At 30.8% G+C, this 26,100-nt stretch carries 25 protein-coding genes and 1 tRNA gene; 9 read left to right on the top strand and 17 right to left on the bottom strand.

Going from position 1 to position 26,100, the window contains the following annotated elements; genetic code table 11:
• Positions 1 to 4: 4 nt before the first annotated feature.
• From ccoO to AAH949_RS01310, 10 genes are all read right to left on the bottom strand, one after another.
• Positions 5 to 670, bottom strand: coding sequence for a cytochrome-c oxidase, cbb3-type subunit II (gene ccoO / locus AAH949_RS01355; RefSeq protein WP_348518746.1), 666 nt, complete (start codon positions 668 to 670; stop codon positions 5 to 7).
• Positions 671 to 679: 9 nt separating this feature from the next.
• On the bottom strand, positions 680 to 2,146 hold the full coding sequence (gene ccoN, locus AAH949_RS01350) for a cytochrome-c oxidase, cbb3-type subunit I (protein WP_134237583.1): 1,467 nt from the start codon (positions 2,144 to 2,146) through the stop codon (positions 680 to 682).
• Positions 2,147 to 2,263: 117 nt separating this feature from the next.
• Complete coding sequence (locus AAH949_RS01345; protein ID WP_134237582.1) at positions 2,264 to 2,950, bottom strand: response regulator transcription factor; 687 nt, start codon at positions 2,948 to 2,950, stop codon at positions 2,264 to 2,266.
• A 21-nt stretch (positions 2,951 to 2,971) separates the two neighbouring features.
• A complete protein-coding gene (locus AAH949_RS01340) occupies positions 2,972 to 3,628 on the bottom strand; it encodes a sulfite exporter TauE/SafE family protein (RefSeq protein ID WP_134237581.1) in 657 nt (218 codons plus the stop codon).
• Entirely contained in the window at positions 3,625 to 4,743 is a 1,119-nt protein-coding gene (gene carA, locus AAH949_RS01335; protein WP_134237580.1) for a glutamine-hydrolyzing carbamoyl-phosphate synthase small subunit, read from the bottom strand. Before carA ends, AAH949_RS01340 begins: the two co-directional genes overlap by 4 nt.
• Positions 4,740 to 5,291 (bottom strand): DUF507 family protein, encoded by a 552-nt coding sequence (locus AAH949_RS01330; protein WP_134237579.1) that lies wholly within the window; start codon positions 5,289 to 5,291, stop codon positions 4,740 to 4,742. Before AAH949_RS01330 ends, carA begins: the two co-directional genes overlap by 4 nt.
• A gap of 96 nt (positions 5,292 to 5,387) precedes the next feature.
• The gene (locus tag AAH949_RS01325) at positions 5,388 to 5,927 is read right to left on the bottom strand and encodes a MotE family protein (protein WP_348518745.1); all 540 of its coding nucleotides are present in this window, start codon (positions 5,925 to 5,927) and stop codon (positions 5,388 to 5,390) included.
• Positions 5,920 to 6,345, bottom strand: a complete 426-nt coding sequence (locus AAH949_RS01320) for a flagellar export protein FliJ (protein WP_348518744.1) — start codon at positions 6,343 to 6,345, stop codon at positions 5,920 to 5,922. Before AAH949_RS01320 ends, AAH949_RS01325 begins: the two co-directional genes overlap by 8 nt.
• Positions 6,342 to 7,592: an adenylosuccinate synthase gene (locus tag AAH949_RS01315; protein WP_348518743.1), complete on the bottom strand. Its 1,251-nt coding sequence runs from the start codon at positions 7,590 to 7,592 to the stop codon at positions 6,342 to 6,344. Before AAH949_RS01315 ends, AAH949_RS01320 begins: the two co-directional genes overlap by 4 nt.
• Positions 7,593 to 7,668: 76 nt before the next feature.
• Positions 7,669 to 7,763: transfer RNA gene (locus AAH949_RS01310), tRNA-Sec, on the bottom strand.
• Positions 7,764 to 7,923: 160 nt separating this feature from the next.
• On the opposite strand from AAH949_RS01310, the gene AAH949_RS01305 reads away from it, so the two are divergent.
• The 5 genes from AAH949_RS01305 to AAH949_RS01285 all read left to right on the top strand — a co-directional run bounded on the left by AAH949_RS01305 (position 7,924) and on the right by AAH949_RS01285 (position 13,506).
• Complete coding sequence (locus AAH949_RS01305; RefSeq protein WP_348518742.1) at positions 7,924 to 9,099, top strand: capsule biosynthesis protein; 1,176 nt, start codon at positions 7,924 to 7,926, stop codon at positions 9,097 to 9,099.
• 84 nt (positions 9,100 to 9,183) lie between these two features.
• Positions 9,184 to 10,329 (top strand): DUF829 domain-containing protein, encoded by a 1,146-nt coding sequence (locus AAH949_RS01300; RefSeq protein ID WP_348519175.1) that lies wholly within the window; start codon positions 9,184 to 9,186, stop codon positions 10,327 to 10,329.
• Positions 10,330 to 10,334: 5 nt separating this feature from the next.
• A complete protein-coding gene (locus AAH949_RS01295) occupies positions 10,335 to 11,714 on the top strand; it encodes a cytochrome P450 (protein WP_348519174.1) in 1,380 nt (459 codons plus the stop codon).
• Complete coding sequence (locus AAH949_RS01290; RefSeq protein WP_348518741.1) at positions 11,711 to 12,064, top strand: hypothetical protein; 354 nt, start codon at positions 11,711 to 11,713, stop codon at positions 12,062 to 12,064. Before AAH949_RS01295 ends, AAH949_RS01290 begins: the two co-directional genes overlap by 4 nt.
• A 167-nt stretch (positions 12,065 to 12,231) precedes the next feature.
• Positions 12,232 to 13,506: a major outer membrane protein gene (locus AAH949_RS01285; RefSeq protein ID WP_348518740.1), complete on the top strand. Its 1,275-nt coding sequence runs from the start codon at positions 12,232 to 12,234 to the stop codon at positions 13,504 to 13,506.
• Positions 13,507 to 13,522: 16 nt separating this feature from the next.
• Here AAH949_RS01285 and AAH949_RS01280 read toward each other — a convergent pair whose 3' ends face one another.
• Together AAH949_RS01280 and AAH949_RS01275 are read right to left on the bottom strand one after the other, a co-directional pair.
• Positions 13,523 to 14,707: a replication-associated recombination protein A gene (locus AAH949_RS01280; protein WP_348518739.1), complete on the bottom strand. Its 1,185-nt coding sequence runs from the start codon at positions 14,705 to 14,707 to the stop codon at positions 13,523 to 13,525.
• Positions 14,707 to 15,918 (bottom strand): DUF945 family protein, encoded by a 1,212-nt coding sequence (locus tag AAH949_RS01275; protein ID WP_348518738.1) that lies wholly within the window; start codon positions 15,916 to 15,918, stop codon positions 14,707 to 14,709. Before AAH949_RS01275 ends, AAH949_RS01280 begins: the two co-directional genes overlap by 1 nt.
• 162 nt (positions 15,919 to 16,080) lie before the next feature.
• On the opposite strand from AAH949_RS01275, the gene AAH949_RS01270 reads away from it, so the two are divergent.
• Positions 16,081 to 17,622: a class I SAM-dependent methyltransferase gene (locus AAH949_RS01270; protein ID WP_348518737.1), complete on the top strand. Its 1,542-nt coding sequence runs from the start codon at positions 16,081 to 16,083 to the stop codon at positions 17,620 to 17,622.
• A 60-nt stretch (positions 17,623 to 17,682) separates the two neighbouring features.
• Here the strand turns inward: AAH949_RS01270 and AAH949_RS01265 are convergent, their stop codons facing one another.
• From AAH949_RS01265 to AAH949_RS01255, 3 genes are all read right to left on the bottom strand, one after another.
• Positions 17,683 to 18,654 carry an iron-sulfur cluster assembly scaffold protein gene (locus AAH949_RS01265; protein ID WP_134237568.1) on the bottom strand — a complete coding sequence of 324 codons (972 nt, stop codon included), beginning with the start codon at positions 18,652 to 18,654 and terminating at the stop codon, positions 17,683 to 17,685.
• Between the two features lie 12 nt (positions 18,655 to 18,666).
• A complete protein-coding gene (locus AAH949_RS01260) occupies positions 18,667 to 19,848 on the bottom strand; it encodes a NifS family cysteine desulfurase (protein WP_134237567.1) in 1,182 nt (393 codons plus the stop codon).
• Between the two features lie 110 nt (positions 19,849 to 19,958).
• Complete coding sequence (locus AAH949_RS01255; RefSeq protein ID WP_134237742.1) at positions 19,959 to 21,101, bottom strand: hypothetical protein; 1,143 nt, start codon at positions 21,099 to 21,101, stop codon at positions 19,959 to 19,961.
• 157 nt (positions 21,102 to 21,258) lie between these two features.
• Between AAH949_RS01255 and rpmI the strand changes: the two genes are divergently transcribed.
• Both rpmI and rplT read left to right on the top strand, forming a co-directional pair.
• The gene (gene rpmI, locus AAH949_RS01250) at positions 21,259 to 21,450 is read left to right on the top strand and encodes a 50S ribosomal protein L35 (protein WP_002862434.1); all 192 of its coding nucleotides are present in this window, start codon (positions 21,259 to 21,261) and stop codon (positions 21,448 to 21,450) included.
• Between the two features lie 93 nt (positions 21,451 to 21,543).
• Positions 21,544 to 21,900, top strand: coding sequence for a 50S ribosomal protein L20 (rplT, locus tag AAH949_RS01245; RefSeq protein WP_134237566.1), 357 nt, complete (start codon positions 21,544 to 21,546; stop codon positions 21,898 to 21,900).
• A 42-nt stretch (positions 21,901 to 21,942) separates the two neighbouring features.
• Here the strand turns inward: rplT and AAH949_RS01240 are convergent, their stop codons facing one another.
• Both AAH949_RS01240 and AAH949_RS01235 read right to left on the bottom strand, forming a co-directional pair.
• Positions 21,943 to 22,422 (bottom strand): cysteine permease, encoded by a 480-nt coding sequence (locus tag AAH949_RS01240; protein ID WP_134237565.1) that lies wholly within the window; start codon positions 22,420 to 22,422, stop codon positions 21,943 to 21,945.
• 2 nt (positions 22,423 to 22,424) lie between these two features.
• Positions 22,425 to 23,297 carry an HDOD domain-containing protein gene (locus AAH949_RS01235; RefSeq protein ID WP_134237741.1) on the bottom strand — a complete coding sequence of 291 codons (873 nt, stop codon included), beginning with the start codon at positions 23,295 to 23,297 and terminating at the stop codon, positions 22,425 to 22,427.
• A 253-nt stretch (positions 23,298 to 23,550) separates the two neighbouring features.
• On the opposite strand from AAH949_RS01235, the gene AAH949_RS01230 reads away from it, so the two are divergent.
• The gene (locus AAH949_RS01230; RefSeq protein ID WP_348518736.1) at positions 23,551 to 26,100 is read left to right on the top strand and encodes a hypothetical protein; all 2,550 of its coding nucleotides are present in this window, start codon (positions 23,551 to 23,553) and stop codon (positions 26,098 to 26,100) included.

Below are 26,100 nucleotides of genomic sequence, written 5' to 3'. Positions count from 1 at the left end.
AATCCTACTTTAAGCTATTTAAATAAGCAATTAAAGCAACAATTTCTTTAATTTCACCTCTAGCAAAAGCATCTTTTACTTCTTGATTTTTCATTTGATCAACAATGGCTTGTGCTTCAGCTTTTACTTCCTCGCTAGCTTCCTCCCAAGTGCCAAGTTTGGTTTGTCCTTCAACATCATAAGGAACATTAAACACTTTCTTTACAGTCAATGCCTCAGCATAGGCAGTTTTAATATCAGCGTTATTGCTAAACATGTGTTTGTAAGCGGGCATTACCGATGCTGGAACTACAGAAGTTGGATCCCACATATGATTTTCATGCCAATCAGCTGTCCTATAATTTCCTACACGTGCTAAATCAGGACCTGTTCTTTTTGAACCCCATAAAAATGGTCTATCATAAGCAAATTCACCACTTACAGAATACATTCCATATCTATCAGTCTCTGATTTAAAAGGACGAATAAGCTGAGAATGACAAGCATTGCAACTATCTTTAATATAAACTTGGCGTCCCGCAAGCTGTAAAACAGTATAAGGCTTTTTACTTTCAAGCGGTCTTGCATTATTTGCAAAATCTGGCAAAACTTCAACAATACCTGCATAAGCAATCACAACAAAAACTGCTACCGCGAAAAAGAATGGATTTTTTTCTAACCAACTAAACATTTTCTCTCCTTATGCTGCCATAGGTGAAGCACTTTGTGGTTCTTTGTCAAGTACTTTTCCATTAGCAATTGATTTATAAATATTATAAGTAAACATAAAAAAGCCTACAAGATATAACAAGCCACCAATTGCTCTAATCCAATAATAAGGAACAATAGCCGTAACCGTATCTATGAAAGTATAAAGAAGAGTTCCGTATTCATCTGTAGCTCTCCACATCATACCTTGAGTGATTCCTGCAATCCACATAGATGCAAAATAAAGCACTATACCTGTAGTTTGAATCCAAAATTGTGCTTCCATTAATGATTTACTATAAAGCTCTCTTTTAAACATTCTAGGAGTCATATGATAAAGCGCTGCCATAGTCATAAAACCAACCCAACCAAGAGTTCCATCATGCACATGCCCTGGAATCCAATCCGTAAAGTGAGCTAGAGCATTTACAGACTTAATAGAAAGAATTGGTCCTTCAAGAGTTGAGAACATATAAAAAGTTGATGCCAAAATCATAAATTTAATCAATGGACTTTCTCTTAATTGACTCCACTCACCTTTCATAGTAAGTAAAATATTAATAGCTGAACCCCAAGAAGGCAAAATAAGCACAATTGAAAAAACAGAACCCATTGTTTGCATCCAATCAGGCACAGTCGAGTAAATCAAATGGTGTCCACCTGCCCAAAGATAAACAAACATTAAACCCCAAAATGCAAATAAGGAAAGTTTATAAGAAAAAATTGGTTGTCCACTTTCTTTTGGAAGAAAATAATAAATTTGAGCAATAATACCTACGGTGAATACAAATGCAACTGCATTATGTCCATACCACCATTGCACCAAAGCGTCATTGGTTCCTGCATACATTGATACACTATGCCACCAATTTCCCATACCGCTTACAAAATAAGTCGGAACAGACATATTATTAAAAAGATAAAGCATGGCTATACCTAAAAATGTAGCTATATAATACCAAAGCGAAATATACAAAGTTTTTTCACGACGAATTCCAATGAGTCCAAAAATACTTATACCCCATAAAATCCATACAAGAACTACAAGTATATCTAAAGGCCATTCAAGCTCTGCATACTCCTTTGAGGTGCTAACTCCTATAAACAAAGAAATCACAGCCAAAATCATTGTGATCATATAGAGCCAAAAGTGAATTTTTCCTATAGCCATCAAAAATGATGACTCTGCCATGCTTACTTTTAAAACGCGTTGGCCTATATAATACCAAGTAGCCCAAATTCCTGAAAGCATAAAACCAAAAATCACACCTGAAGTATGAAGCGGTCTAAGTCTTGAAAAAGTTCCGTACTCACCAGCTAAATAGTTTAAATCTGGATACGCAAGTTGAAAGGCTATAAGCGTGCCAATGGCCATACCTATAATACCAAACAATATGGTAGCAAACATAAAGTATTTAGCAACCGTATAGTCGTAGTTTAATGCATTACCTGGGTGCATTTCCTCTCCTTATTTTGGAATTAACAAGCTAATATTATAAAATAATAATTATAGAATTTTTCTTAAAAATAACATTTTTGTTAATCGTTTGTTATTTTTTATATTTCAAGGTATTTCTTATCCTAAATTATCAAGACTAATCTTATAGCCCAAACCTGGAATATTTTTAATAAATTTATCATCTGTTTTATCACGAATTCGTTTTATAAAAGTTCTAATTGCCGCATTACTCACACACTCATCTGCCCAAATATTTTTTTTAATACTCTCATGAGACACTAAAACTCCAGGCTGCTCGGTAAGTAAATCAATAAAGGCAAATTCTTTTTTTGTTAAATTAATCTCTTGATTGTCTTTTAATAGAATTTTTTTAATTTTATCAAAACGATAATGCTTGGAAATAACCACAATACTAGAAGGTTCTATTTTGCTATCCGCTAATAATGTAAAAATTTGTAACAATTCCTTAATATCTACGGGTTTTATTAGGTATTTATCTACACCAACATCAATAGCTTTTAAAAGCCTATCCTTCTCAGAAAAAGCTGACATAATAACAATAGGCACTTCTTTTGAAATGCTTTTGATTTCTTTTGCCATATCCAAACCGTTCATAATAGGCATACTAATATCCGAAAGTACCAAATTGGGTTTAAATTTTTTAAATTTTTTTAAACCCTCATTGCCATTTTGTGCGATCAAAATTTTTAAAAAATATGGCTTTAAAGCATCAATCAGCGTTTCTCTAATGCTTTCTTCATCCTCAACGATTAATAAGCTTAATTTTTTAAAATTCGTTTTCATTAATACCCTTATCACTTTAAATTATAAATATAAAAATCCTAAATAACAAAGATAAAATCCATATAATAATATAATAATATAAGATAAATTATTAAATATTTTTTTATAAGTCATATTAATCATTTCTATTAAACTTGATAAAAGCATCATAGCGGGTAAAGTAGAAACACCAAATACTAACATAATTAGCACTGCTTCATATACATTGGCTCTGCTCATTGCACTTGCCAGAAAAAAATACACTAGACCACAAGGCACAAAACCATTTAAAAAACCCAAAATAAACGCGGCCTTAAATCCCTTAAATTTAATGTATTTTTTCATTATTTTTTTAATATAAAAATCAAATATAAAATTATTCTCCAAAGCGTAAAGCAATTTTGTTCTAAAAAATAAAGAAAAAGCCAAAATAATCATAAATAAGCCCAAAACAAACATTAATAAAGATTTTGTCAAAGGAGTAAAAGCCAATAAACCCCCAAAAATTCCAAATAAAATTCCCAAGCAAACATAGGCTAAAATTCTAGCACTATGATAACTGAGATTAAGTAAAAATAAATTTTTTGCTCCTGAGTTTGAACGATTAAAAGCCAAAGCAAAGCCTCCGCACATTGAATAACAATGACCAAAACTTGATAATAACGCTGTGCTTATGATGGTTAAAATATCCAAACTCATAATAAAGCCATGAATTCCTTAAAAATATATTTGCTTTCATGAGGACCTGATGAGCTTTCTGGATGATGCTGTACTGAAATAATAGGATAGTCTTTATATTTAACCCCTTCAACATTATCACCAAATAAATTTCTATGAGTGATTAAAGCCACTTCGCAAAGCTCCTCTGGGACATTATAATTATGATTTTGTGCTGTGATTTCAACTTGTTTTGTAATCTGGTTCAAAACAGGATGATTGGCTCCATGTTGACCAAATTTCATTTTATAAGTTTCATAACCAAAGGCATTGCTTAAAAGCTGATGGCCTAAACAAATTCCCAGCATAGGAATTTTAGCTTGAGCTAATTTCTTAATCTCTGCAATTTCTTGTTTTAAAATTCTTGGCTCTCCTGGACCATTAGAAAGAAAAACACCGTGAATTTTTCCTTCTTTGTATAATGAAATTAATAAATCTGCTTTGGTATTATAAGGAAAAACTTCAACTTCAAAGCCTACATTTACTAATTCATTTAAAATATTTCTCTTCACACCATAATCTATCACGGCAACTTTTTTAGCACTTTTTTTAACACTTGCGTAATTTTGACTTTTTTCGTCCCAAACGCTTTGTTTGTGGATATAAGACTTTTTAGTACTTACTTTTGCAACATAATTAACCTCATCAATTTTCGCACTCTTTAATAATCTTTCTTTTAATTCTTCTTTGCTTGAAATTTCAGTAGAAATAACCGCTCTTAAATTTCCACAATCTCTTATCATTTTGACTAAAAACCTTGTATCAATATTATAAACCCCTATTTTTTGGTGCTTTTTAAGATAAGTGCTTAAACTTTCTTTGGCTCTAAAATTTGAAAAATTATCATTTAATTCACGCATCAAAACGCCGCTTGCAAAAACTTCCTTGCTTTCATTGTCATCATCATTTGTCCCTACAATGCCAATTTCTGGCATAGAAAAAACAATAAATTGTCCAGCATAAGAAGGATCTGAAATGATTTCTTGATAACCAGTTAATGAAGTATTAAAAACCAATTCACCAAAAAAAGTTCCTTCTTCTCCAAATGCATCAGCACTAAGAAAAATGTCATTTTCTAAGTAAATGAAAACTTTCATAGCATACCTTTTTTTCTAAGCTCTTCTTGATAAAGTTTTTCGAATACAAGTTCGTATTCCTCAGATCCTGGAATAAGCTTTTTCTTGTAATTTAAAATTTTTTCCAATACCTCATCTTCTAAATCTTCATAAATTTTAAGATAGCTTTCAATGCTTAAAAAAATAAGATTTTTTACTCTATTTTCTGATACATTGAAATTAATATAATCATTTTCTACAAAATTCTCTAAAATTTTATGCGCTAAATTATTATAGCGATCTTCAGAATTTAAAATCACACCAAAATCTGGAGCAAGTTTTTTCTTCACAAGCCAAAACATATTTTTTCTATCAACTTGCATCAATTCCATTTCTTCTTCTTGTTCTTGCAAAAGTTCTTTGGCTTTCTCATCAAGCTTTCTTTCTTGCGCTAAATCCTGCTCTAAAATTTCTCTTGCACTTTTGTTTAAATTATCAATATTATCTTTGATTTCTATAAAAGAAGAATTTACCATATCTAAAACTATTTTATTGCAAATATAAGGCACATGGGGTAATTTGATACGCATTTTTAACCTTTCTTTATAAATTCACAAATCTTATCTCATTTTTGATAAAATAAGGGTTAAATTACAAAATTCATAACAAAAATTATTTAAAATTTTTCAAGGCGAAGTTATATTCTTATCTTTTGCCTCATCTTCAAAATTTTTAAGCACTAAAGTTAATTCTCCAGCCTTTTTAGGATCCATTTTTGAAAGCACACCTGAAATTTTTCGTGGTTCTAAAGAAAACATAATTTTTGAAGCCTCTTCATTATCCATTTGACTTAATACATCTGCGATAGCTGCATCTTTCATCTGAGAATAAATTTCTTTAATGCGCCCTGTGGTTTTTTCATTGATAGATTTTAAAATTTGTTCTTGTTGAGCTAATAATCTTTGATTTTCATCTTTTAAGCTTTGTATCTGAGCTAAAGTAGCATTTAATTCTTTTTCTTTATTTAACAAATAATCCGACTTTTCTTTTTGCAAAGCTTCAAAAGATGCCCTATAAGCTTCTAAAGCCTGTTTTGCTTCATCAAATTCTTTTATTTGTGCTGCAAGTTCAGCTTTTTTAGCTTCAAAATATAATTGACATTCTTGTTCATTTGCCCCTAAAATTACCCCGCACAACGCTAAAAAAACACAAAATTTTTTAATCATTTATCTTCTCCATAAAATACCTACTAACAGCCAATTCATCTATAAATTTTTCTTCACTTTTTTTGAGTTGAATTTGAATTTTTTTGAGTTCTTCACTTTGCAAATATTTCATTTTTTCATAATCTAAATGCGCCTTTTTATAAAGATGTTGATAGTGCACCATTTCTTTTTTAGACAATTCCACCTTTTGCAAAGCCTCATTCTTAACACTTCTTGCAATATCAATAATTGTTAAATTTGATTTTAAAAGTTCAATACTGCCAGATTTTGGCAAGCTAAATTGCTCACACTCTTGTTTAGCAAGCACATAAGCCTTCTCATGTTCCATTTGCCTTGCTCTTGCTTTGTTTAAATTATTTTCAGCATTATCCAATTGTCGTTTTTTAACTTTTAATACCGTTTCATATTTTGTTTTCATAAAACAATAGTATCATCTCTTTCAGGGCTTGTAGAAATATATTTGACTTTTACGCCACTTAACTCTTCTAAACGCTTGATATATTTCTTTGCATTTTCAGGCAACAAATCATAATCTCTTATACCAAAAACTTTGTCCCACCCATCCATTTCTTCATAAATTGGCTTTGCATTTTCCAAATCACTTGGTATATAAGTAATTTCTTCTCCTTTGTATTCATAAGCACGGCAAATTTTCACTTTCTCAAAGCCATCCAAAACATCGAGTTTCATTAAAGACAAGCTATCAAGTCCGTTAAGTCTTGCAGTATATTTCACCGCTACGGCATCATACCAACCACAACGCCTTTTTCTACCAGTACTTACACCAATTTCTTTGCCAATCTGTGCAATTTTTTCGCCATACTCGCCTTTATCTTCCGTTGGAAAAGCACCATTGCCTACGCGGGTCGTATAAGCTTTTACTATGCCTATTACTTCACCAATTTCCTTAGGATTTAATCCAAGCCCTGTTAAAGCTCCAGCTGAAATAGTATTAGAACTTGTAACATAAGGATAAGTCCCATGATCAATATCTAGCATAGAACCTTGTGCGCCTTCAAGTAAAATTCTCTTATCTTCATCCAAAGCTTTCCATAGCATTCTTGTGGTATCTGTAATATAAGGACTTAAAATTTCACTAAAACGCTTTAAATCTTTCAATAAGCTTTCGTATTCAGGAATATCAATCTCCAAAATAGAAAATAAAATTTTATTTTCTTCAAAATCTTTAAATAAATTCTCGCATAATCTCTCAGGCTCTAAAAGCTCACCCACTCTGTGTCCTACGCGATTAATTTTATCAGCATAAGAAGGTCCTATACCCTTACCTGTTGTACCAATGGCTTTATCGCCTTTTAATTTTTCTTTTGCAATGTCTATTAAAGAATGATGCGCCAAATTTAAATGCGCTCTATCGCTGATATATAATCTTCCTTTTAAATTCTCAAATTGTGCCATTTCGGCAATCAAAACTTCAGGTGATACCACAACGCCATTACCTATAACATTTATACATCTTGGATGCAAAACCCCGCTTGGCATTAAGTGAAGTGCGTAACGAATTCCATTTACCCAAATAGTATGCCCTGCATTATGCCCACCCGCACTACGACATACAAAATCATAATTTTCACATAATTTATCTACAACTTTACCTTTGCCTTCATCACCCCATTGAATTCCGACGACAATATCTGCTTTACTCATTTATTTATCTCCATTTTATGAATCACGCTTATTTTACAAAGAAAACTTAAAACTAAGCTAAAACACGATTTTACGGCGAGAAGATGAGAGAATCGAACTCCCCAAAGAATAGCCAGCTACCCTTTCATCTGATTTGAAGTCAGTGGCGATCACCAGATACGCTAATCTTCCAAAAAAGCTTTATTATATCTTTTTTTCAATAAAAACAAAGAAAATTCTAAAAGTTTCTATATTTTAAATCATTAAAAATTTATACGAATTGAAGTTAAATTGAGATAAAATACAAAAATTATTTTAAATGAAACTATAATGAATTTAAAGATAACTTAAGATGAATTTTAATGAAAAAATAGAAAAAGAATTAAGCAATAAAAACGTAACTCTTTTACAAGGTCCCATAGGTAATTTTTTTACCCACCTTTCTAAAAGATTGCAAAAATATAATGCTAAAGTCAGCAAGATTAACTTCACAGGCGGGGATTTCATTTTCTATCCAAAAGGAAAAAAATATAAAGGTTCTAAAGAAAATTTGGCTTTGTTTTATGAAAATTTCTTTAAACAACACAATACTCAAGCCATTATTATGTATAATGATTGTCGTTTTATTCATAGCACAGCTATTGGGGTGGCTAAAAAATTAAATATCGAAATTTGGATTTTTGAAGAAGGCTATCTTAGACCATATTGCATTACTTTTGAAAAAAACGGAGTCAATGCAAATTCGCAAATTCCTAGAAATAAAGAATTTTATCTCTATAATCATTTCAATGACGATTTAAAAATCAAAGAAATTCCAGGTGCGTTCAAATTTATGGGTTTTTACGCGTTTTTATATTGGCTTTTTTCTTTTTTACTTGCACCATTTTTCAACAACAAACTCCACCATCGCACGCTAAATCCTTTAGAATGCTTGATTTGGTTGCGTTCTTTAATTAGAAAATATTATTATAAAATCAGCGAAAAAAAATTAAACAATAAAATTGCAAATTTAGAAAAAAAGTATTTTCTTGCCATTTTGCAAGTTTATAATGACACGCAAATTTTATTTCATTATCAAAAAAGCATTGAAGATTTCATTGAAGAAACCATACTTTCTTTTGCAAATCACGCAAGAGCAAAGTCTTATTTGATTTTTAAGCATCATCCTATGGATCGTGGTTATAGAAATTACGCTAAATTAATCACCGAACTCAGTGAAAAATACCGTGTTGAAGGAAGAATTTTATATGTACATGATAGCTATCTACCACGTCTTTTAAAAAATGCGCTAGGCTGCATTACCATAAATTCAACAGTAGGTCTTAGTGCTATTTTAGAAGGTTGTCCGACTAAGGTTTGCGGAAAAGCATTTTACGATATAGAAGGTTTAAGCTATCCTAAAAAACTTCATTCTTTTTGGAAAGAAGCACATGCTTATAAACCAAATCCAAAAATTCAACATAACTTCAAACAATATCTCTTAAAAATAAATCAAATCAATGGAAATTTTTATAAAAACATTTTTTAAAATTCAAAAAAACGCTTGACAAAATAATCTTGCTTAGGTAGCATTTTTGAAAATTTTTATCTTAAACAATGGTGTTTTATGAATATAACTCGTGATACTTTTTATATAGCTGGATATGATCCTAGAGGCTATAGACATTATTTTTCTATGTTTAAAAAAAATATTAATGAGCAAAATAAAATCTCATCTTTCACATATCAAACAAGTAAAGCCGAAATAAAAAAATACCCCACATGGAAAATTTCAACCCCAAATTCAAACACAACTTATACTTTTCTAGCTTGGAATGATGTCGTTAAAAAAAACTGGTCTGAAAATTTACTCGATGCGCTAAAAGATTGGTGGAGTTTTTTTCGAATTTATACCATTACAGGACTTTTTATTAAATTTGGTAAAGAGTCTATTTATCAGCTTATCACTGGATATTACCCTTTTTTTTATGTGCTTTTTTCTTTTTCACTCACTTTTTTCATTAGTGCATTTGGGTTTTATGGGGTAAGATTTTTAATGGATTTTAATTCCTTAAGCTTGATATTTGCAAGTTTTATTTTCATTGCACTTTTTTATTTTAGCATTAAAATACTATTTGAATTTGGCAAAAAAATCGGCGCCTTTTGGATTTCGCGAATTTGTTCTTTTTGTGCTAATTGGGAAAAACGCAGACAAGGGGTGCTAGATCTTAGAATGAATGAATTTGCAGATACTATTTTTAACACTTTAAAAAACAATCAAAATACAAAAAATTATGAGTTAATTTTATGCGCCCATAGCGTTGGAACTATACTTTGCGTTAAAGTTTTAGCCTTGCTTGTTAAAAAGTGTTTAAAAGAAAATGTTAAATTTCACTCTTTGAAAGTTTTAACTTTAGGAGAGTGCATTCCTTTGGTAAGTTATCAAAAAATATCTGAAAATTTCAGACAAGATTTAAAATTTTTGATAAAACAAGATAAAATTTTATGGTATGATTTTGGCTCGATAATTGATGGAGCTTGTTTTGCTGGAGTTGATTTTATAAAAACAAGTGGGGTAAAAGAAGATAAAATTTTTACCTATCCTAAGTTTTTATCCCCAAAATTCCATACCTTATATAAAAAAGAAAATTATAAAAAAATAAAAAGAAATAAATATCAAGCGCATTTTTTATATCTTTTTGCCAATGAAATCAAAGGCGATTATGATTTTTTTGATTTCGTTGCAGGAGAAAAAATGCTTGAAGAAAAGATTAAATAGGAGTTATCATGCCATGTCCTTTTCATCCTAAACCCTATAAAAATAAAGCTTCTACACTTCTAACCTTCTTACTTAAACGCAGATCTTGGCTTGATGGTTTATATGAACGCAGCTACAAAATGCAAATGGGTAGAGTCAAAATGCCAAATTTTGATCTTTATGTTGTAAATGACCCTAAAGAAGTTAGACGCATTATGGTAGATGAAGTAAGGGATTTTCCAAAAAGCGAATTGCTTCATAGACTTCTAAGCCCTTTGCTTGGCGAGAGTATTTTTACTACAAATGGCAGAGTTTGGGAAAAGCAAAGAGAGCTTTTAAGACCTTCTTTTGAGATGACAAGGATTTCTAAAGTTTTTGATTTGATGAGTGATGCAGTACAAGATTTAATGCAAAAATTTGAAAAATACCCTGATAAAAGCATCATCGAAGTAGATGAATATATGACTTTTGTCACTGCTGATGTGATTTTTAGAACTATAATGTCTGCCAAGCTTGATGAAATTAAAGGAAGAGAAGTTTTAGAAGCCTTTGTTAGCGTGCAAGAAGAAACTGTAAAAACCGCAATGAGGAAAATGTTTCGCTTTCCTGAGTGGCTTTCTTATATTTTAGGTGAGAGAAAAAGATTAAAATCAGCTGCACTCATACGCCAAGTTTTATCAGATATCATAAAGCCTCGTTATGATGCCGTGAGCAACGGTAAGCATGAAGGGTATTCAGATATTCTTTCTTCTTTACTTGAAGTTATTGATGCAGATACCAATGAGCGTTTTTCTTTTGAAGAAATTCTAGATCAAGTTGCTATGCTTTTTTTAGCCGGTCATGAAACTACAGCAAGTTCTTTGACTTGGACACTTTATCTTTTAAGTCTTTTTCCAGAGCACCAAGAAAAAGCTTATGAAGAAATTATACAAATTGCTGGCCAAGAAAAATTCAAAATTCAAGATCTAAAAAATTTCAAATACCTTACTTGCATTTTCAAAGAATCCCTAAGACTCTATCCGCCAGTAGGATTTTTCGCAAGAGAAGCCAAAAAAGAAACCAAAATACGTGACAAAATAGTAGCACAAGGCTCTGGTGTCGTTGTAGCACCTTGGCTAATACACAGACATGAACAGTTTTGGAAAAATCCAAATGGCTTTGATCCTACAAGACACGGAGATAAAAATAATATCAAAAAAGATACTTATATGCCTTTTGGCATGGGTGAGAGAATTTGTATAGGACAAGGCTTTGCAATGCAAGAAGCGATTTTGATTTTAGCAAATATTTTAAGAGCATATAAACTTGAACTTGAAGAGAGTTTTGTCCCTGATATCATCGGTCGCTTAACCATAAGATCAGCCAACGGTATGCGTATAAAATTCACCAAAAGAAAGTCGCAATGAAAGAAAGATTAGCTGGAACAATTTTACTTTGTGCCTTAGTACCTTTAGCAATACTTGGATATTTACTCATTGTTATCATTGGAACTTTTGGAAGCGTAAAACGCGTAAGACAAGGAGTAAGAGCTTTAGATCATTTTGTCAATGCAACGATTTTCAATGGCTATGCTTGTGAGTCTATCTCATCTCATGCTTGGCGCAATCGCCACAAAAAATGGGCAAAATTTGTTATAAAACTGACTGATTTTTTTCAAAAAGATCATTGCAAAAGAGCTAATCGCAGAGAACAGCCTATAGTAGATCTTTATCTTTCAAAAAAACTTGATAAACAAACAGTAGGAAAACAAATTTAACCTAAATTGATGGGGATGGGTATGTCAAGTTTTATTTAAAAATATACCTAGACTTAAGAGAAAATTTTGAAAATTTAAAATTCAATAAATGATAATAAAAATCAAAAATTTACAAATTTTTAAGTTTATTTTCATATAATCAGAAAATTTAAAAAACAAGGAAAAATATGAAAAAATTGAAACTTAGTTTATGTGCCACTTTGGTTTTATTTACAAATTCTTACGCCCTGCCTTTAGAAGAAGCTATAAAAGATGTTGATATATCTGGGGTTTTAAGATATCGCTATGATAGTGCTAGCGGGGATTATACAAGAGGTTTTACTGACGAAGTTGGCGCAGGCTATATCAAAGATAAACAAACTCATAACTACAAAACACAAATAAATTTTGGTGCTAGTATAGCAGATAATTTCAAAGCTTTTATCCAACTTAGTTATACCGCAAAAGATGGTGGTTTTGGAGCAAATAGCGTAAGCAGTACGCAGGATACTTTAAATGTGCGTCAGTTATACTTAACTTACACCAATGAAAACCTTGCTACAAGCATAATTGCTGGTAAGCAACAGCTTAACACCATTTGGACAGATAATAGCATCGATGGTCTAGTTGGAACAGGTATTAAGGTGTTTAATAATAGCTTTGATGGACTTACCTTAAGTGCTTTTGTCTTTGATAGTTTTGGTATCGATGAGCAAGAAGGTGATTTATGGAATGACGGACACGCTGTTTTTAATGCGAATGGCAAAATTTTAGCTGATTTATTTGGAGAAAATCTCTACGGCGTGGCAGCCTTAGGAAGTTATAAATTAGGCGAAGGTTCTTTAAATTCACAAATTTGGCTTTCGTATTTAAATGATAATGCTTTATTTTATGCTGCCGATATAAGCTATGATACTTTATTATTTAATCATGTAAATTGGAAATTAGAAGGTGCTTATCTTGGTAATCACATTGATAATTCCCTAAAAGATCATCTTGGTTTTGATGATGGAAATCTTTTTGTGCTCAAAGGCTCTATCGAAGTTTATGGCTGGGATGCAAGTTTAGGAGGCGTGTATTATGGTGATGATAAAGCATTAACGATACAAGTTCTTGAAGATAAAGGCAATTTAGATCTTGGCGGAGAAGAAATTTTTTATACCGATGGCTCTAAGTTAAATGGCGATGTGGGAAGAAATATTTTCGGTTTTATAAGTGCTGGATACACTTTCAATGAAAGCTTTCGCTTGGGTGCTGATTTTGTTTATGGCGGAACAAAAAGCAGCGATTTAGCTACTCTTCGTTATAGAGGAGGTGAGAAAATGGAAACCGTTGCAAGAGCAAGTTATCAATACTCGCCAAAACTCTCTTTTGAAGCTTGGTATTCTTATGTAAGTACCGATGCTAAATATGAAAACGGGGACAAAAATACAGTTAGACTTGAGGCAAATTACCATTTTTAAATTTTAAGAGATGATTTCATCTCTTAAAACAATTTTTCATTTTATTTAAATTTTCCAAAAGCCTTTTTTCATCACCCAAACCATCGCTATGATAAAATTTCAAATCCCTACTAAGATATTTTTGCTCTACCCAACCACCAAAATCATGGGGATAAAGATAGTTTTTCCTTTCTATGTGATTGTTGTTTAGATAATTTGGTATTTCAAGCGGTGGATTGTTTTTGACAAAACTAAGCGCATCATTAATAGCCATATAGCTTGAATTTGATTTAACCGCACTGGCTAAATACACCACGCATTGTGCAAGTATAATCCTTGCTTCAGGATAGCCTATATTTTTTACCGCATTTAGGGTTGAAACCGCTAAATTTAAGGCATTAGGATCAGCATTTCCCACATCTTCACTTGCAAAAATCACCAAACGCCTAGCGATGAAATCAGCACTTTCTCCCCCATCAATCAGCCTTGCTAGATAATAAATCGCCGCATCCACATCACTTCCCCTAAGACTTTTTATCATCGCACTTGCTAAAAGATAATGCGTATCTTTAGAACTCACACCCTCACTATTTACCCCATTGCGAAGTTTTTTTAAATTTGCCAAAGTAATATTTTGTTTATCCAAAACCAAAGCAAATTCCAATAAATTTAACATTGCCCTAGCATCAGAACTTTTAAGCAAAAAATTCCTAGCCTCATCTTCAAGCTCAAATTTTAATTTTTCTTGCACTCTTGAAAGTAAAATCTCTAATTCCTTTGCTCCCAAAGGCAAAAATTCAAAAAGCATAGAACGACTTCTAATGCCAGAACTTAAAACAAAATAAGGATTTTCGGTGCTTGCACCTATAATAATACATCGATAATTTTCCATAGGAATCAAAAGCATTTCTTGCTGAGTTTTGCTAAGACGATGAATCTCATCGATGAAAATTAGGGGCTTGTAAAGACTATTTTTGTAATTATCCAAAATCTTTCTTAATTCTTCAAGCTTAAAATTACCTCCATCGAATTCAAAAAAATCTAAGCCAAATTCCTTAGCTACCGCCCTTGCAAAACTCGTTTTTCCAGAGCCTGCCACGCCATAAAACAAACTATGTGGCAGTTTTTGCATGGTAATGAATTTTTTAAAAACCTCAACGAGTTCATATTGTCCTAAAATTTCGTTTAAATTTTTAGGCCGAAATTCTAAAGCCAAACTCATCAATCAATCACCAAACCTTCCAAAGCATAGCTTTTGCCATTAAGTTCCATACTCTCTTCACCTCTAATCATAGTATTAGCCTTTAGATCAAGATAAAATTTCCCATCTTTTTCGATAAAAAATCCTTCAGTTAAATTTAAAATAGGGAAAAATTCTCCCACCCCAACATCACTTTGTGCATGAACATTGACCTTATAACCATCTAAACTTAATTTTGCATCCGCCTTTGATATGAATTTATTCTCATTTTTAGAAAAGCTGAAATTATTAAGTTTAACAAAAGGATTAAAAGACAAAAATTCGCGGATCAAAACCTTTATATCCATAGTTTTTTGCATAATAAAATCTTCATAAGCTTTTTTTGAAATTTTATCAATTTCCAAATTTAAAAATATATTTTGAAAATTTCCTTCAAACATAGGAAAAATATCATTTTTAAGTATCAAACTTTTTATTTTTAAATCCAAATTTAAATCAAAAGTCGGCGCACTGATATCATTTTTACTACTAGAAAAATCAATGAGCAAATCCTCTATCTTACTCTTTTGTATCTGTATTTGCTTTAAAGATAAACTTGAATTTCCAAATTTTAAATCTTTACCAAAATTATTAATTTCGATACCTTCTTTAAATTTTTCATCATAGGATAAATCAGTTAAAATAATATCATCTTGATTGCTTGAAAATTGTAATTTATTAATTTTAAGTCCTAATGTATAGATTTTAGTTTCATCTAAATTTATTACAATATCCATTTTATCAAACTTTAAAACCGCCATATCATCTGAAAAATCAATACTTGGAAAAGAAATCAAAATATCATTTTTCATAAAAGGAAAAAATTTAGCATTAATCTTCGCAATTATATTATCCTCTAAAATAGCTTCAAAATCTTTAGAAGTATTTTCTAAAACACCTAAAAAAGTATTTTTAGAAAAAACATTATGTGAAATTTCTAAGCTCATATGTAAGGGATAATTTTCCAAATTTGGACTTAAAAAATCAAATTCTTCTTGCTTTAAAAAAATATCAAACTCTAAATGAGAATTAAAAAAACCTTTTTGGTAATTTATATTTTGAACTTGAAAAAAACGTTTTTCATTAAGTATTTGCGTGACAATTTTTTCATTCATCAAACCCATAAAATAAATTTGTATGAAATATAATAAAATTAAAACAAAAATTATCATACCAAAAAGTTTTTTTCTCATAGGCATAAACTCCTTAAAAAGCTGCAAATAAAGCATTCTAATAAAAAAGATATAAAAAAGATATAAAATAAATCAAAAATAAAAAAGAAAATTATTTTATTTATGTTTAATTTCTTATTGGTTATACTTTTGAGCGTAGATTTTATTCAAAAAGGAATGATTATGAATTGGAATCAAGGATATGTAACAGATATCAACTACACTAGAGGATACTGTAAAATGCTTAATCCACTTAGGATTAAACTTTGCTTTTTAGCACATAAACTTTTACCACCAAAAATAGAAAATGCTTGCGAATTAGGTTTTGGTCAAGGTATTAGTCTTAACTTTAATGCTGCAAGCACAAATGTAAATTGGTACGGAACAGACTTTAATCCTTCTCAAGCGGCTTTTGCAAAAAATATGGCCGATATTTCAGGAGCTTCTGTCAATATTTTCGATGATTCTTTTGAAGAATTGCTTCAAAGAGATGATTTGCCTAAATTTGACTTCATCGCTTTACATGGAATTTATAGCTGGGTTTCTCCAAAAGTTAGAGAGCAAATTACTGCTTTCATTCACAAAAACTTATCAATAGGCGGAGTTTGCTACATTAGCTATAATTGCCAAGCAGGATGGGGTTCTGTAACTCCTTTTAGAAATTTATTAAGAGCGTATTCAACCAATCTAACAGCTGGCGGAAAAGCAAGTTCGATTAGAGCTAGAGAAGGACTTAATTTTGTTAGCGAACTGGTTTCTCTTCCATCAACAGAAGTTATTAAAAGCCCAAGAGTTATAGGAATGCTTCAAACTTTACAAAGAATGGATGATAACTATCTTGCTCACGAACTTTTAAATGAGCATCAATATGCTTTTGATTTCTTGGAAATATCAAAAGAACTTGGAAATAACGCGAAACTTAATTTTGCATCTTATGCAAATTTTAACGATCATTTAACAAATATCCAACTTTCTAAAGAAGAAAGAGAATTATTAGCAAAAGTAGCTTATAATCAAGAGCTTTACGAAATGTTAAAAGATTTAATTTTTGCTAACAATTTAAGATCAGATTATTGGGTAAAAGGTGCCGTAAGACTTAATGATGCTGAATGGGAAAGAGAAATGCTTGATTTAAGAATTGTGCTTACCATTCCATTATCCGAAGCAAATTATAGCATTCAAACTTATAAAGGTACTTTGGATCTTAATAAAGACTTCTACACTCCATTATTTGAAATACTTCAAGATAATGAACCTAAATTGCTTAAAGATATCAAAGCAAGTTTGGAAAAAACTCTAAAAAGAGAAGTAAACTTAATTGAACTTCTTGAAGCTTTAATTGCACTTAGCTCAAAAGACTATATCAAACTTGCACAAGATGAGGCAACTATAGAAAAAGCACAAAACCATACTCAAAAGCTTAATAAATATATCCTTGAAAGAAGTACAGAAACTTTTGGATTTATTAATCACCTTATCAGTCCAGTAACAGGAGAAGCAATTTCATTAAATCAACTTGATCTTATGTTTGTTTATGCTTCAACTCTAAAAGACAAAGAAAAAGATTGGGTTGAATTTGTAGCTAATGTTCTACAAGAGAAAAATGAAGGTATCATCAAAGATGGTAAAGAAATTCCAAAAGAAGAAATGAAAGCTGAACTTGAAAAACAAGCTAAGAAATTAAAAACTTGGTTGGCTGTATTTAAAAAGCTAAAAATTATTTAATCTTCAATTCACCGGTAGCTTTCCGGTGAATTTTTACTCAATTTAAATTAAATCAAAAAATCAAACAGGCATCACACGGATATTAGGGCTAAGTTCTTCTTGTAAGACAGTTTCAATAGCATAAAGTGTCGCACCGCTTCCACTAGAACACCCACTACAAGCACCAAGATATCGGATATATATATCAATTGCCGCACCTTCAGCCTTTTGTATATCAATAACCTCTAAATCCCCACCGTCTCCATGAAGCATAGGGCGAATTTCAGCATCTAAAACTGTCTCTACCGCCTTTAACTGACCTACTAAAGTCATCTCATCAAAAGCTACATCGTTTTTACTTGCATTTTTAAGTTTTTCTTTATCCATTTCAGCCCTAGTTTGTGCCAAAATATCTACAAGATAATAATCTCTTTTTTCATGTCCGCCAGGCTTAACACAAGATTTACAAAAAGCCCCTGCTTTAGTGTATTGAGTGATTTCTTCTACTGTGTGTAAATCATTTAGTCTTATTACTTCTTTAATTGTTCCAAGGCTTACTCTAGCACACTCACAAACCATAATTTCATCTTCAAAATGTTCTGGATCAACACCTTTATAATGTGCTGCAGCTTGTTTAATTACATCATAAGCCATAACAGAACAATGCATTTTTTGTGGTGGAACGGCTGGAGTTTCAGGGTTATCACGCATCGCAAATTCTACATCTAAATTAGTAATTTTTACCGCTTCATCTACCGTTTTTCCTATACAAAGATCAACCATTGTATCGCTACTTGCTATAGCAGTGCCACAACCAAAGCTTTTAAATTTCGCATCGATGATTTTATCGGTTTTTTCATCCACAAGCCAAAAAAGTCTTACCGCATCACCACAACTTTCTGCACCAAAATCAGCTACTATAAGCTTAGCGTTGCGATTTTTAGCATCTTCTTCGGTAAATTCTCCCATATGTTGTGGATTATTCATTCTATCTTGAACCTTTTGTGAGTATTCATCCCAAATGGAACCACCTATTAAATTATTTTTTGCCATATTTTTTCCTTATTATTTGTAATTATTTGGATTATAAGCGTAAGTACAAGAAATTGCCCTTAAACGCTCTGTCGCAGCTTTGATTTGTTTTGCTGCATAATCAATCTCATCTTCTGTATTAAAACGCGATAAAGAAAGTCTTAAAGCTGTATGAGCCAAATCGCTTTGTGCGCCGATTGCTTCCATGATAGGATTGCTTTCTAATGCCTCACTTGCACAAGCTGATCCTGTGCTTGCTGCAATGCCATTTTTGTTTAAATCCCAAAGCATTGCTTCGCCTTCTACGCCTTTAATACTTGCCAAAATTGTATTTGGTACGCGGTGCTCTCTTTTCCCCACCACTGTTGTATCAGGTAAAGCTAAAATTTGATCTTCTAATTTATCCCTTAAACGGCGTATATGAGAATCTTCAAATTCGAGCATAGTATTTGCGATACGCAAAGCTTCGCCCATTGCTACGATATAAGGCACATTTAAAGTCCCACTTCTTCTACCGCCCATATGCTCTCCACCGTGTAAAAGCGGAGTGAGTTTTAAGCCTTTTTTAATGAAAAGCCCACCTACGCCTTTTGGTCCGTGGAATTTATGAGCCGAAAATGAGGCAAAATCCACACCCACTTGGCTTAAATTCACTTTGATTTTTCCAACAGCTTGGGTAGCATCTGTGTGAAAAAGTGCGCCAAATTCGTGAGCAATTTCTGCCATTTCTTTTATATTGAAAATCATTCCGGTTTCATTGTTTGCCCACATTACACTTACAAGTGCAGTTTTATTGCTTATAACTTCTCTTAAATCTTGTGGGGTTGAAATTCCTTCTTCATTGACAGGAAGCTCTATGACTTTTACTCCAAGGCTTTTTAAAAAATAAGCCGCCGCAGTTACTGCAGGGTGTTCTACACTTGAAATGATAACTTCATTACGATCTTTGTTTAAAATATGATCAAAATAAACACCCTTAAGTACCCAGTTAATACTTTCAGTCGCACAGGAGGTTATAACTATATCATCTAAGTCATTTGCTCCAAGCCCAGCATAAAGCTTATCCATTGCTTCTCTTAAAGCAGGGTGCGTTGCACTTCCCCATTGATGAAGGCTATTTGGATTGCCATACATATCTTTCAAAAAAGGCAACATTAACTCGTAAGCATTAGGATCAAGCATGGTTGTTGCGTTATTGTCTAAATATACTTTCACTTTAATTCCTTAACTTATCCTTAATTAGGATATTTTTTATCTTTTTTTGGGGATAATAACAAAAAAATATAAAAATAAGTTTAAAAATTATAATACAAAAAACTTAAGTTTTATGCCATAGCTTGAAGATAAGAATTTAAAATTTTATTTAACCCTGCTTGTTTTTTTCTGTGATTTAAAAAATAATCCATCGCTTGACTTTTATTTTCATTAGCTTTAATAAGTTTTTCTTCATCATTTTGAGTGGAATATTCTTGCTTGATTTGAGAAAAATTTTCCAAAGATTCTTGCATATAAAGTCCAAAAATGGAGCTTGAATTTGCAAAATCTTGTAAATTAATATTATGTTGATAATTAACATATTGTTGAAATAATAAAGCAAGCTTATCATCAGCAACACTATTTTTATCCACACCATTAACATAAAGATAAAGATCAAAGCTCATTTTTTCCTTATTTTGTTCCTTGATAAATTCTTCGAAAGAATTTTTATTGTCAAGTAAATTATAAAAATCTTTATGTGCGTTAAGACTTAATTCAACAGGATTCATAAAAAAATTTGCTTTATTTTCATTTTGACTTTTTAAATCTTGATAAATAAAATTTAAAAAAAGACCTGATTTGGCAACACTAGAATTTTTTGACAAGTAAGGCTTGATAAAATTATTATCGGCTGTATTGTTAATAGCTGAATCAAAATTAAAATTAATGATTTTATTATCCAAATTTAATACATTAAGATTTCTGGTTTGTTTAAGTGCTGTTTTTAACTCATTTAAATCATTATAAATTCGCTTAATTTCAGAATTTTGCATCCCATCTTGAGTTGAAAAACCTTGCACTAAAGAAGAAATTTGCTCACGAGTTAAATACTGCTCGCCATTTTGTTCAAATTCAGAATTTAAAGCTTTTAAGCTAGAATAATAATGATTTAAAATTTGAGGAAGATCAATTTTATTATAATTGAGCATTTCATCTTGCTTTAAAAGTTCTTTAGAAATAAGTCTAACACTCTTTATATCCAAATCATAGCTTTGCGGAATTTGAGAAATTTTATTTAAATCTTTATCAAAAATTCCATTTTCATCAGTTCGAAAACCAAATTCGCTTGCATAAGTGATTTTATAATTATGAATAATAAAATCAGATGTTTGCTCCACTTGATTTTGTTTGTTTTGGCTGCTAAAATTATAATTTTGTGCAAAATTAATAGAATTTAAATTTGTATAAGAATTTTTTGCTTCTAAAATCATAAAATATTCACTTTTTTTTCAAAAATATTGCTTTCAAGCTATAAGCAAAAGTTGTGCCAAAAATAACATCTTAAATTCAGAATTTAAAAAGCAAAAATTTGCTAGTATTTAGCTTTTCTTTTTGAAAAAATTTAAAATTTATCCGAAAGGAAAGCGTATGCCAAAGATGAAAAGCGTTAAAAGCGCAGTTAAACGCTTCAAAGTGGGTAAAAATAAAATCAAAAGAGGCTCTGCTTTTAGAAGCCATATTTTGACTAAAAAACCTGCAAAAAGAATGCGTGATCTTCGCACAGCTAAATATGTGCATAGCACAAATATAAAAGCTGTTGAAAAAATGCTAGGAATTTAAGTTTTTGACAAAGTCATTCAAACTCCCCTTAAATTTTAAAGTTTTTAAGGGCAAGCTCCAAATTTGGACGCCACTTTATGAAAGGAAATAAAAATGGCAAGAGTAAAAACAGGTGTTGTAAGACGCCGCAGACATAAAAAAGTTCTAAAGTTAGCACGTGGTTTTTATAGTGGACGCCGCAAACATTTTAGAAAAGCAAAAGAACAATTAGAAAGAAGTCTCGTTTATGCGTATCGTGATAGACGCCGCAAAAAAAGAGATTTTCGCCGTCTTTGGATCGTGCGTATCAATGCTGCTTGCAGGCTAAATGATTTAAGTTATTCTAAATTCATTAATGGGCTTAAAAAAGCAGGTATTGAACTTGATAGAAAAATTTTAGCAGATTTAGCTATGAATGATGCTATTGCTTTTGCAAAAATCGCAGAAGCTGCAAAAAAAGCTTTAGCTTAAACTATAAAAGCGAGATTTTCTCGCTTTCTTCTTTTAGATACTTTAATAATACCCCACACACATACTGTCAGTGATTTTAATGCGTTTTTCAAATGGAGTTGGACTAAAAAAATGGCATTTTTCTATATAAATATATTTATCGTATTCAAGCCCTAAAAAATCATAAAATGCCTTAAGATTAACAAATTTTATCCCACATATTTCTTGAATGTCTAAAAGCTGATAAATTTGTGAATTATTACTCTCAACCAAATGAGAAGGCGCAAGTGTAGTAAATGAGCAAAAAGCACTTGCCAAAACATAACCATTTAAATTTGCACATTGTTTTACAATATCTTGATATTTACTCAAAATATAATTTTTATGCAAAAAAATCGTTCTAGTTCCTTGATATTTCGCCACTTGTGCATTTTTCCAAAATTTATAAGCATTTTTAGAAATTCCTGCAAGCTTGTAAAATTGAATATTTAAAACATAATCATCCAAAAATTCATTTGGTGGAAGTATGGTTGATAACATCAAAACTAAATTTCATCATCAGTGCTATTAAGATTTACTTTTGCAAATTGCGGAAGTTTAGCAATGAAATGATCAATATTAAAATTCATTCCTTGCCCATTGGCTTCTTTAAGTAAAGAAATTGCTTTTTTAGAATTAAAAACCGAACCTCCGTTATAAGGTGCAAAAATACAATTTACTGCAGCTAATGCATAAGCATTTTTTTTAATTTCATCTGAAGCAGAATGTGGGGTATTAGCAAAACAAATGCTCTCAATTAAAATTTCATCAAAATCCCAACGATAAAATAAAAATCCCAAAAAAGACAAATGATCAACGCCCAAAAATTGATTTTCTATCATTGTAATATCGCGAAAATTATTTTGTTTTAAAGTTTCTAAAAATTCCTTATCCTTATGATTTTGAATGAGAAAATTAGAAAAAATAATCATTCCAAGTCTTAAAAGCATAGCACAAGGCACAAGCAAATAAGAAAGCTGCTTATCTTCTTCTAAAAGCCATTCTGAAATAAAACCGGCTTCTTCATTGCAAGTCTGGATAAATTTTTGAGTATCAAGTCCATAAGGAGAAACATCGATGGTAAAATTACTTCTTATAGAGTCTGCCAAAATGATATTTTTAATATTATTAATCCCAAACAAAGTCACAACTTGATTGATGGTTTTAACTTCCCTTGAAAAACCATAAAAGGGAGAATTTGCAAGCTGTAAAAGCTTTGCTGTAACCAAAGGATCAGCTTGTATGATTTGAGCGACTTTATCTGTTTGGATATTTGTTCTTTCTTCATCTATATATTTTTTTAATTTATGGATAGTTTCTGGAAGTGGTGGTAAGGTTTCGACGCTTTTGAGTAATTTTTCATTCATATCATGGCGAATTTGTTCCATTAAGTTCTCCTTCAAAATTTTAATTTTTATTATAGCTGAAAAATCATATTTTTCAGAAAAATTAACACAATCAAACATTTAAAAAAAATCTTTATATTTGCAAAATGCTTTTAAAAAAATTATATATAAAAAATATTATATAAATATTTTAAATAATTTAATATATATTTAAAGTATTTATATATAGAATTTTTTGATAAGAATAGCATTAATTAGCATTAATTGGTCATAAGGAAAAAATTCTATGAAAATATATAAAAACACTAAAATTTTATTTACAATAAGTTTAATAAGCTCCATAACTTATGCAACACAAGCTATAGAAAAAAACGAACAAGAATTTTTTATTCCAAAACACTCATTTACAAATCAAGAAATTTATGATAACACACTCAAACAATTCAAAAAATTAAATGGCACAAATTACTATGCGATTAAATCAAATACAGATATTAATGACATCACTTTATTTCTCAACAATTCACAAAATACTACACCCAATATGAATGAGCAAAATGCAACCATAGAGATTTTAACTCCTGATTTTACTGAAAATTTTAAAGTTACAAGCCAGCATGGATTTAGCGTTCTCGAAAAAGAATTTAAAGATGCAATTTTTATCCCTTTTATAACCACTGCTTATGTGCAAAACGCTAATGCAAATAACAACAAGCTGATTTTAGAAGAGGGGGAATTGAGTTCAGAAATTTATTTTAAACCTCAAAATATAAAATTACCTGATCCTAAAGCAAAAAATTCAGAAATAGCACATAATTTTATCATTACGGCAGCCTTAGTCAATGGCGGAGAATATGCGCAAAATAACCAAACCATCATTAAAAATGCTTATATTAATATAGGAGCAAATGATGATTATACCGTCTCTTTAAACGGTGCACCTTATATTTTAGGGGCGATGGGCATAAATGCTGATGTAATTTCTAACACTCTTTTGCTTGAAAGTGGTTCAATGATAGATATTCATGCATCTATTTTCAAAAAAGATCGTTATGAAAATATCATTGAAGATGAAAAAATCACACATCTTATAGGTGGATTTACAATCAATGGCTTAGCAAAAAATAATAAGTTAATTTTCAATGGAACTAATTTAGTCACACATGGTACTTATAAAGCATATTCGGCAAATTCAGCTGCACATATCATTGCAGCTTATGTTGATGTTAATAATAATGCAAATTACGATGCGACCAATAACACCCTAGAAATCAATAATTTAAATTTGGGACTTAATTTCTCAAAAGCTTCATTAACTTACAGTTCTGTTTTCTTTGCAGAATTTTGGGGCGGAAAAACCGAGCAAGGTAACGCGCTACAAAATAAAATTTATATAAAAGATTTACAGACTCTTCATTCTTATGATGATTCTACTTTTATACAAGGTTCTTATAATTTTTATGCAGGAGAGGCAAACAAGGGAGAGGCAAATTCTAACGAAATTCACATAAAACTCGATCAAGCTTTTTTTGCACATGAAAATTTCACAGGAGAAAATATTTTTGGTTTTTATGGTGGCTATGGAACAAAAGGCGCAAATTCAAATATCATAAACTTAGAAAATGATTTAACTCAACTTGATATAGCTCAAAATTATAAAGATAAAATCAACATTGTTGCTGCAAAAACCTTAGAAGGAAAAGCTAACTTTAATGAAATTCATATCAAAAATTCCCTTTCTTCTTTGCCACTTTTCATCTATGGTGTGCAAAAGGCAGAATTTAAAGACAAACAGTATTTTGCACAAGAAGCAAATCATAACAAAATTTATTTAGATACCCTAATTTCAGCAAGAAATTTAAGCATAATCAACGAAGCACAAAATTGTAATAATAACCTCATATCATACAATAATGTTCAAAGCTTAAGCGAAGCTAGTAACATTTCTTTTGGTTCAAAAACCATCATCAAAGCACTTAAAAACGCAAATTCAAATACTATTATCTTAAACAACTACTCTTCAGCCACTCCATTTAACGAACATTATATTATTGCCAATGAAGAAAGTGCTTATAATAATATCTTTATTGATACTATTGCAATGGGAACAGCATCAGATAAAAGAGAGGGAAATATCAATATTATTGCAGGACTCTCTAAAAATTCACATCATAATACTTTAAGTATTAAAAATTTAAATATTGATGAGTATAAAAACGATAACGCTATTTTTATTGCCCCTTCGGCACTAAATTTACAAAATAATGCAAAATCTTATGATAATACCTTATATCTTGGTGGAGAATTTAACACCTTTGAAAACACGCTTGTTGATGCTATTTCAGGAGCTTTAATGTATAGTGAAGATGCGTTAAAAGTTAAGCTTAATATTGCCCCTTCTTTGCAAGAATTTTCCAAAAACAATCGTCTTATCTTGGACACTAATGCTAAAGCAAAAATGGTAAATAATTTCGAGCACTTTACTTTCATTATATCAGATATGACAATGTTTGACTCTGCATTATTAGACGCAAGAGATTTAGCCATTAATCTTTCAAGACAAGGAATTTTACAACTTTTTGCAAAAGATGGTTTTAAGGTTAAAAAAGGAGAAAAAATTACCCTTATACACTCCAATCACGGCTTTGTGGATGAAAATGGTAATTTTATAGATTCTGAATTAAAATTTAAAGATTTTTTCAAACAATTCAAAAACAATAAAGATAATTTTGATTATAAAAATTTTCAAAGTCTAAAAGGAAATAAATTAGAAAGCATAAATTACGAACTTGAAATTTCAAAAGATTTTACAACAATTTATGCTTTGATAAAATAA

This window comes from Campylobacter sp. CCS1377 (assembly GCF_040008265.1).
Lineage (GTDB): Bacteria > Campylobacterota > Campylobacteria > Campylobacterales > Campylobacteraceae > Campylobacter_D.
Note: the sequence above shows the minus strand (reverse complement) of the source record. Positions and strands in the feature narration are given on the sequence as shown.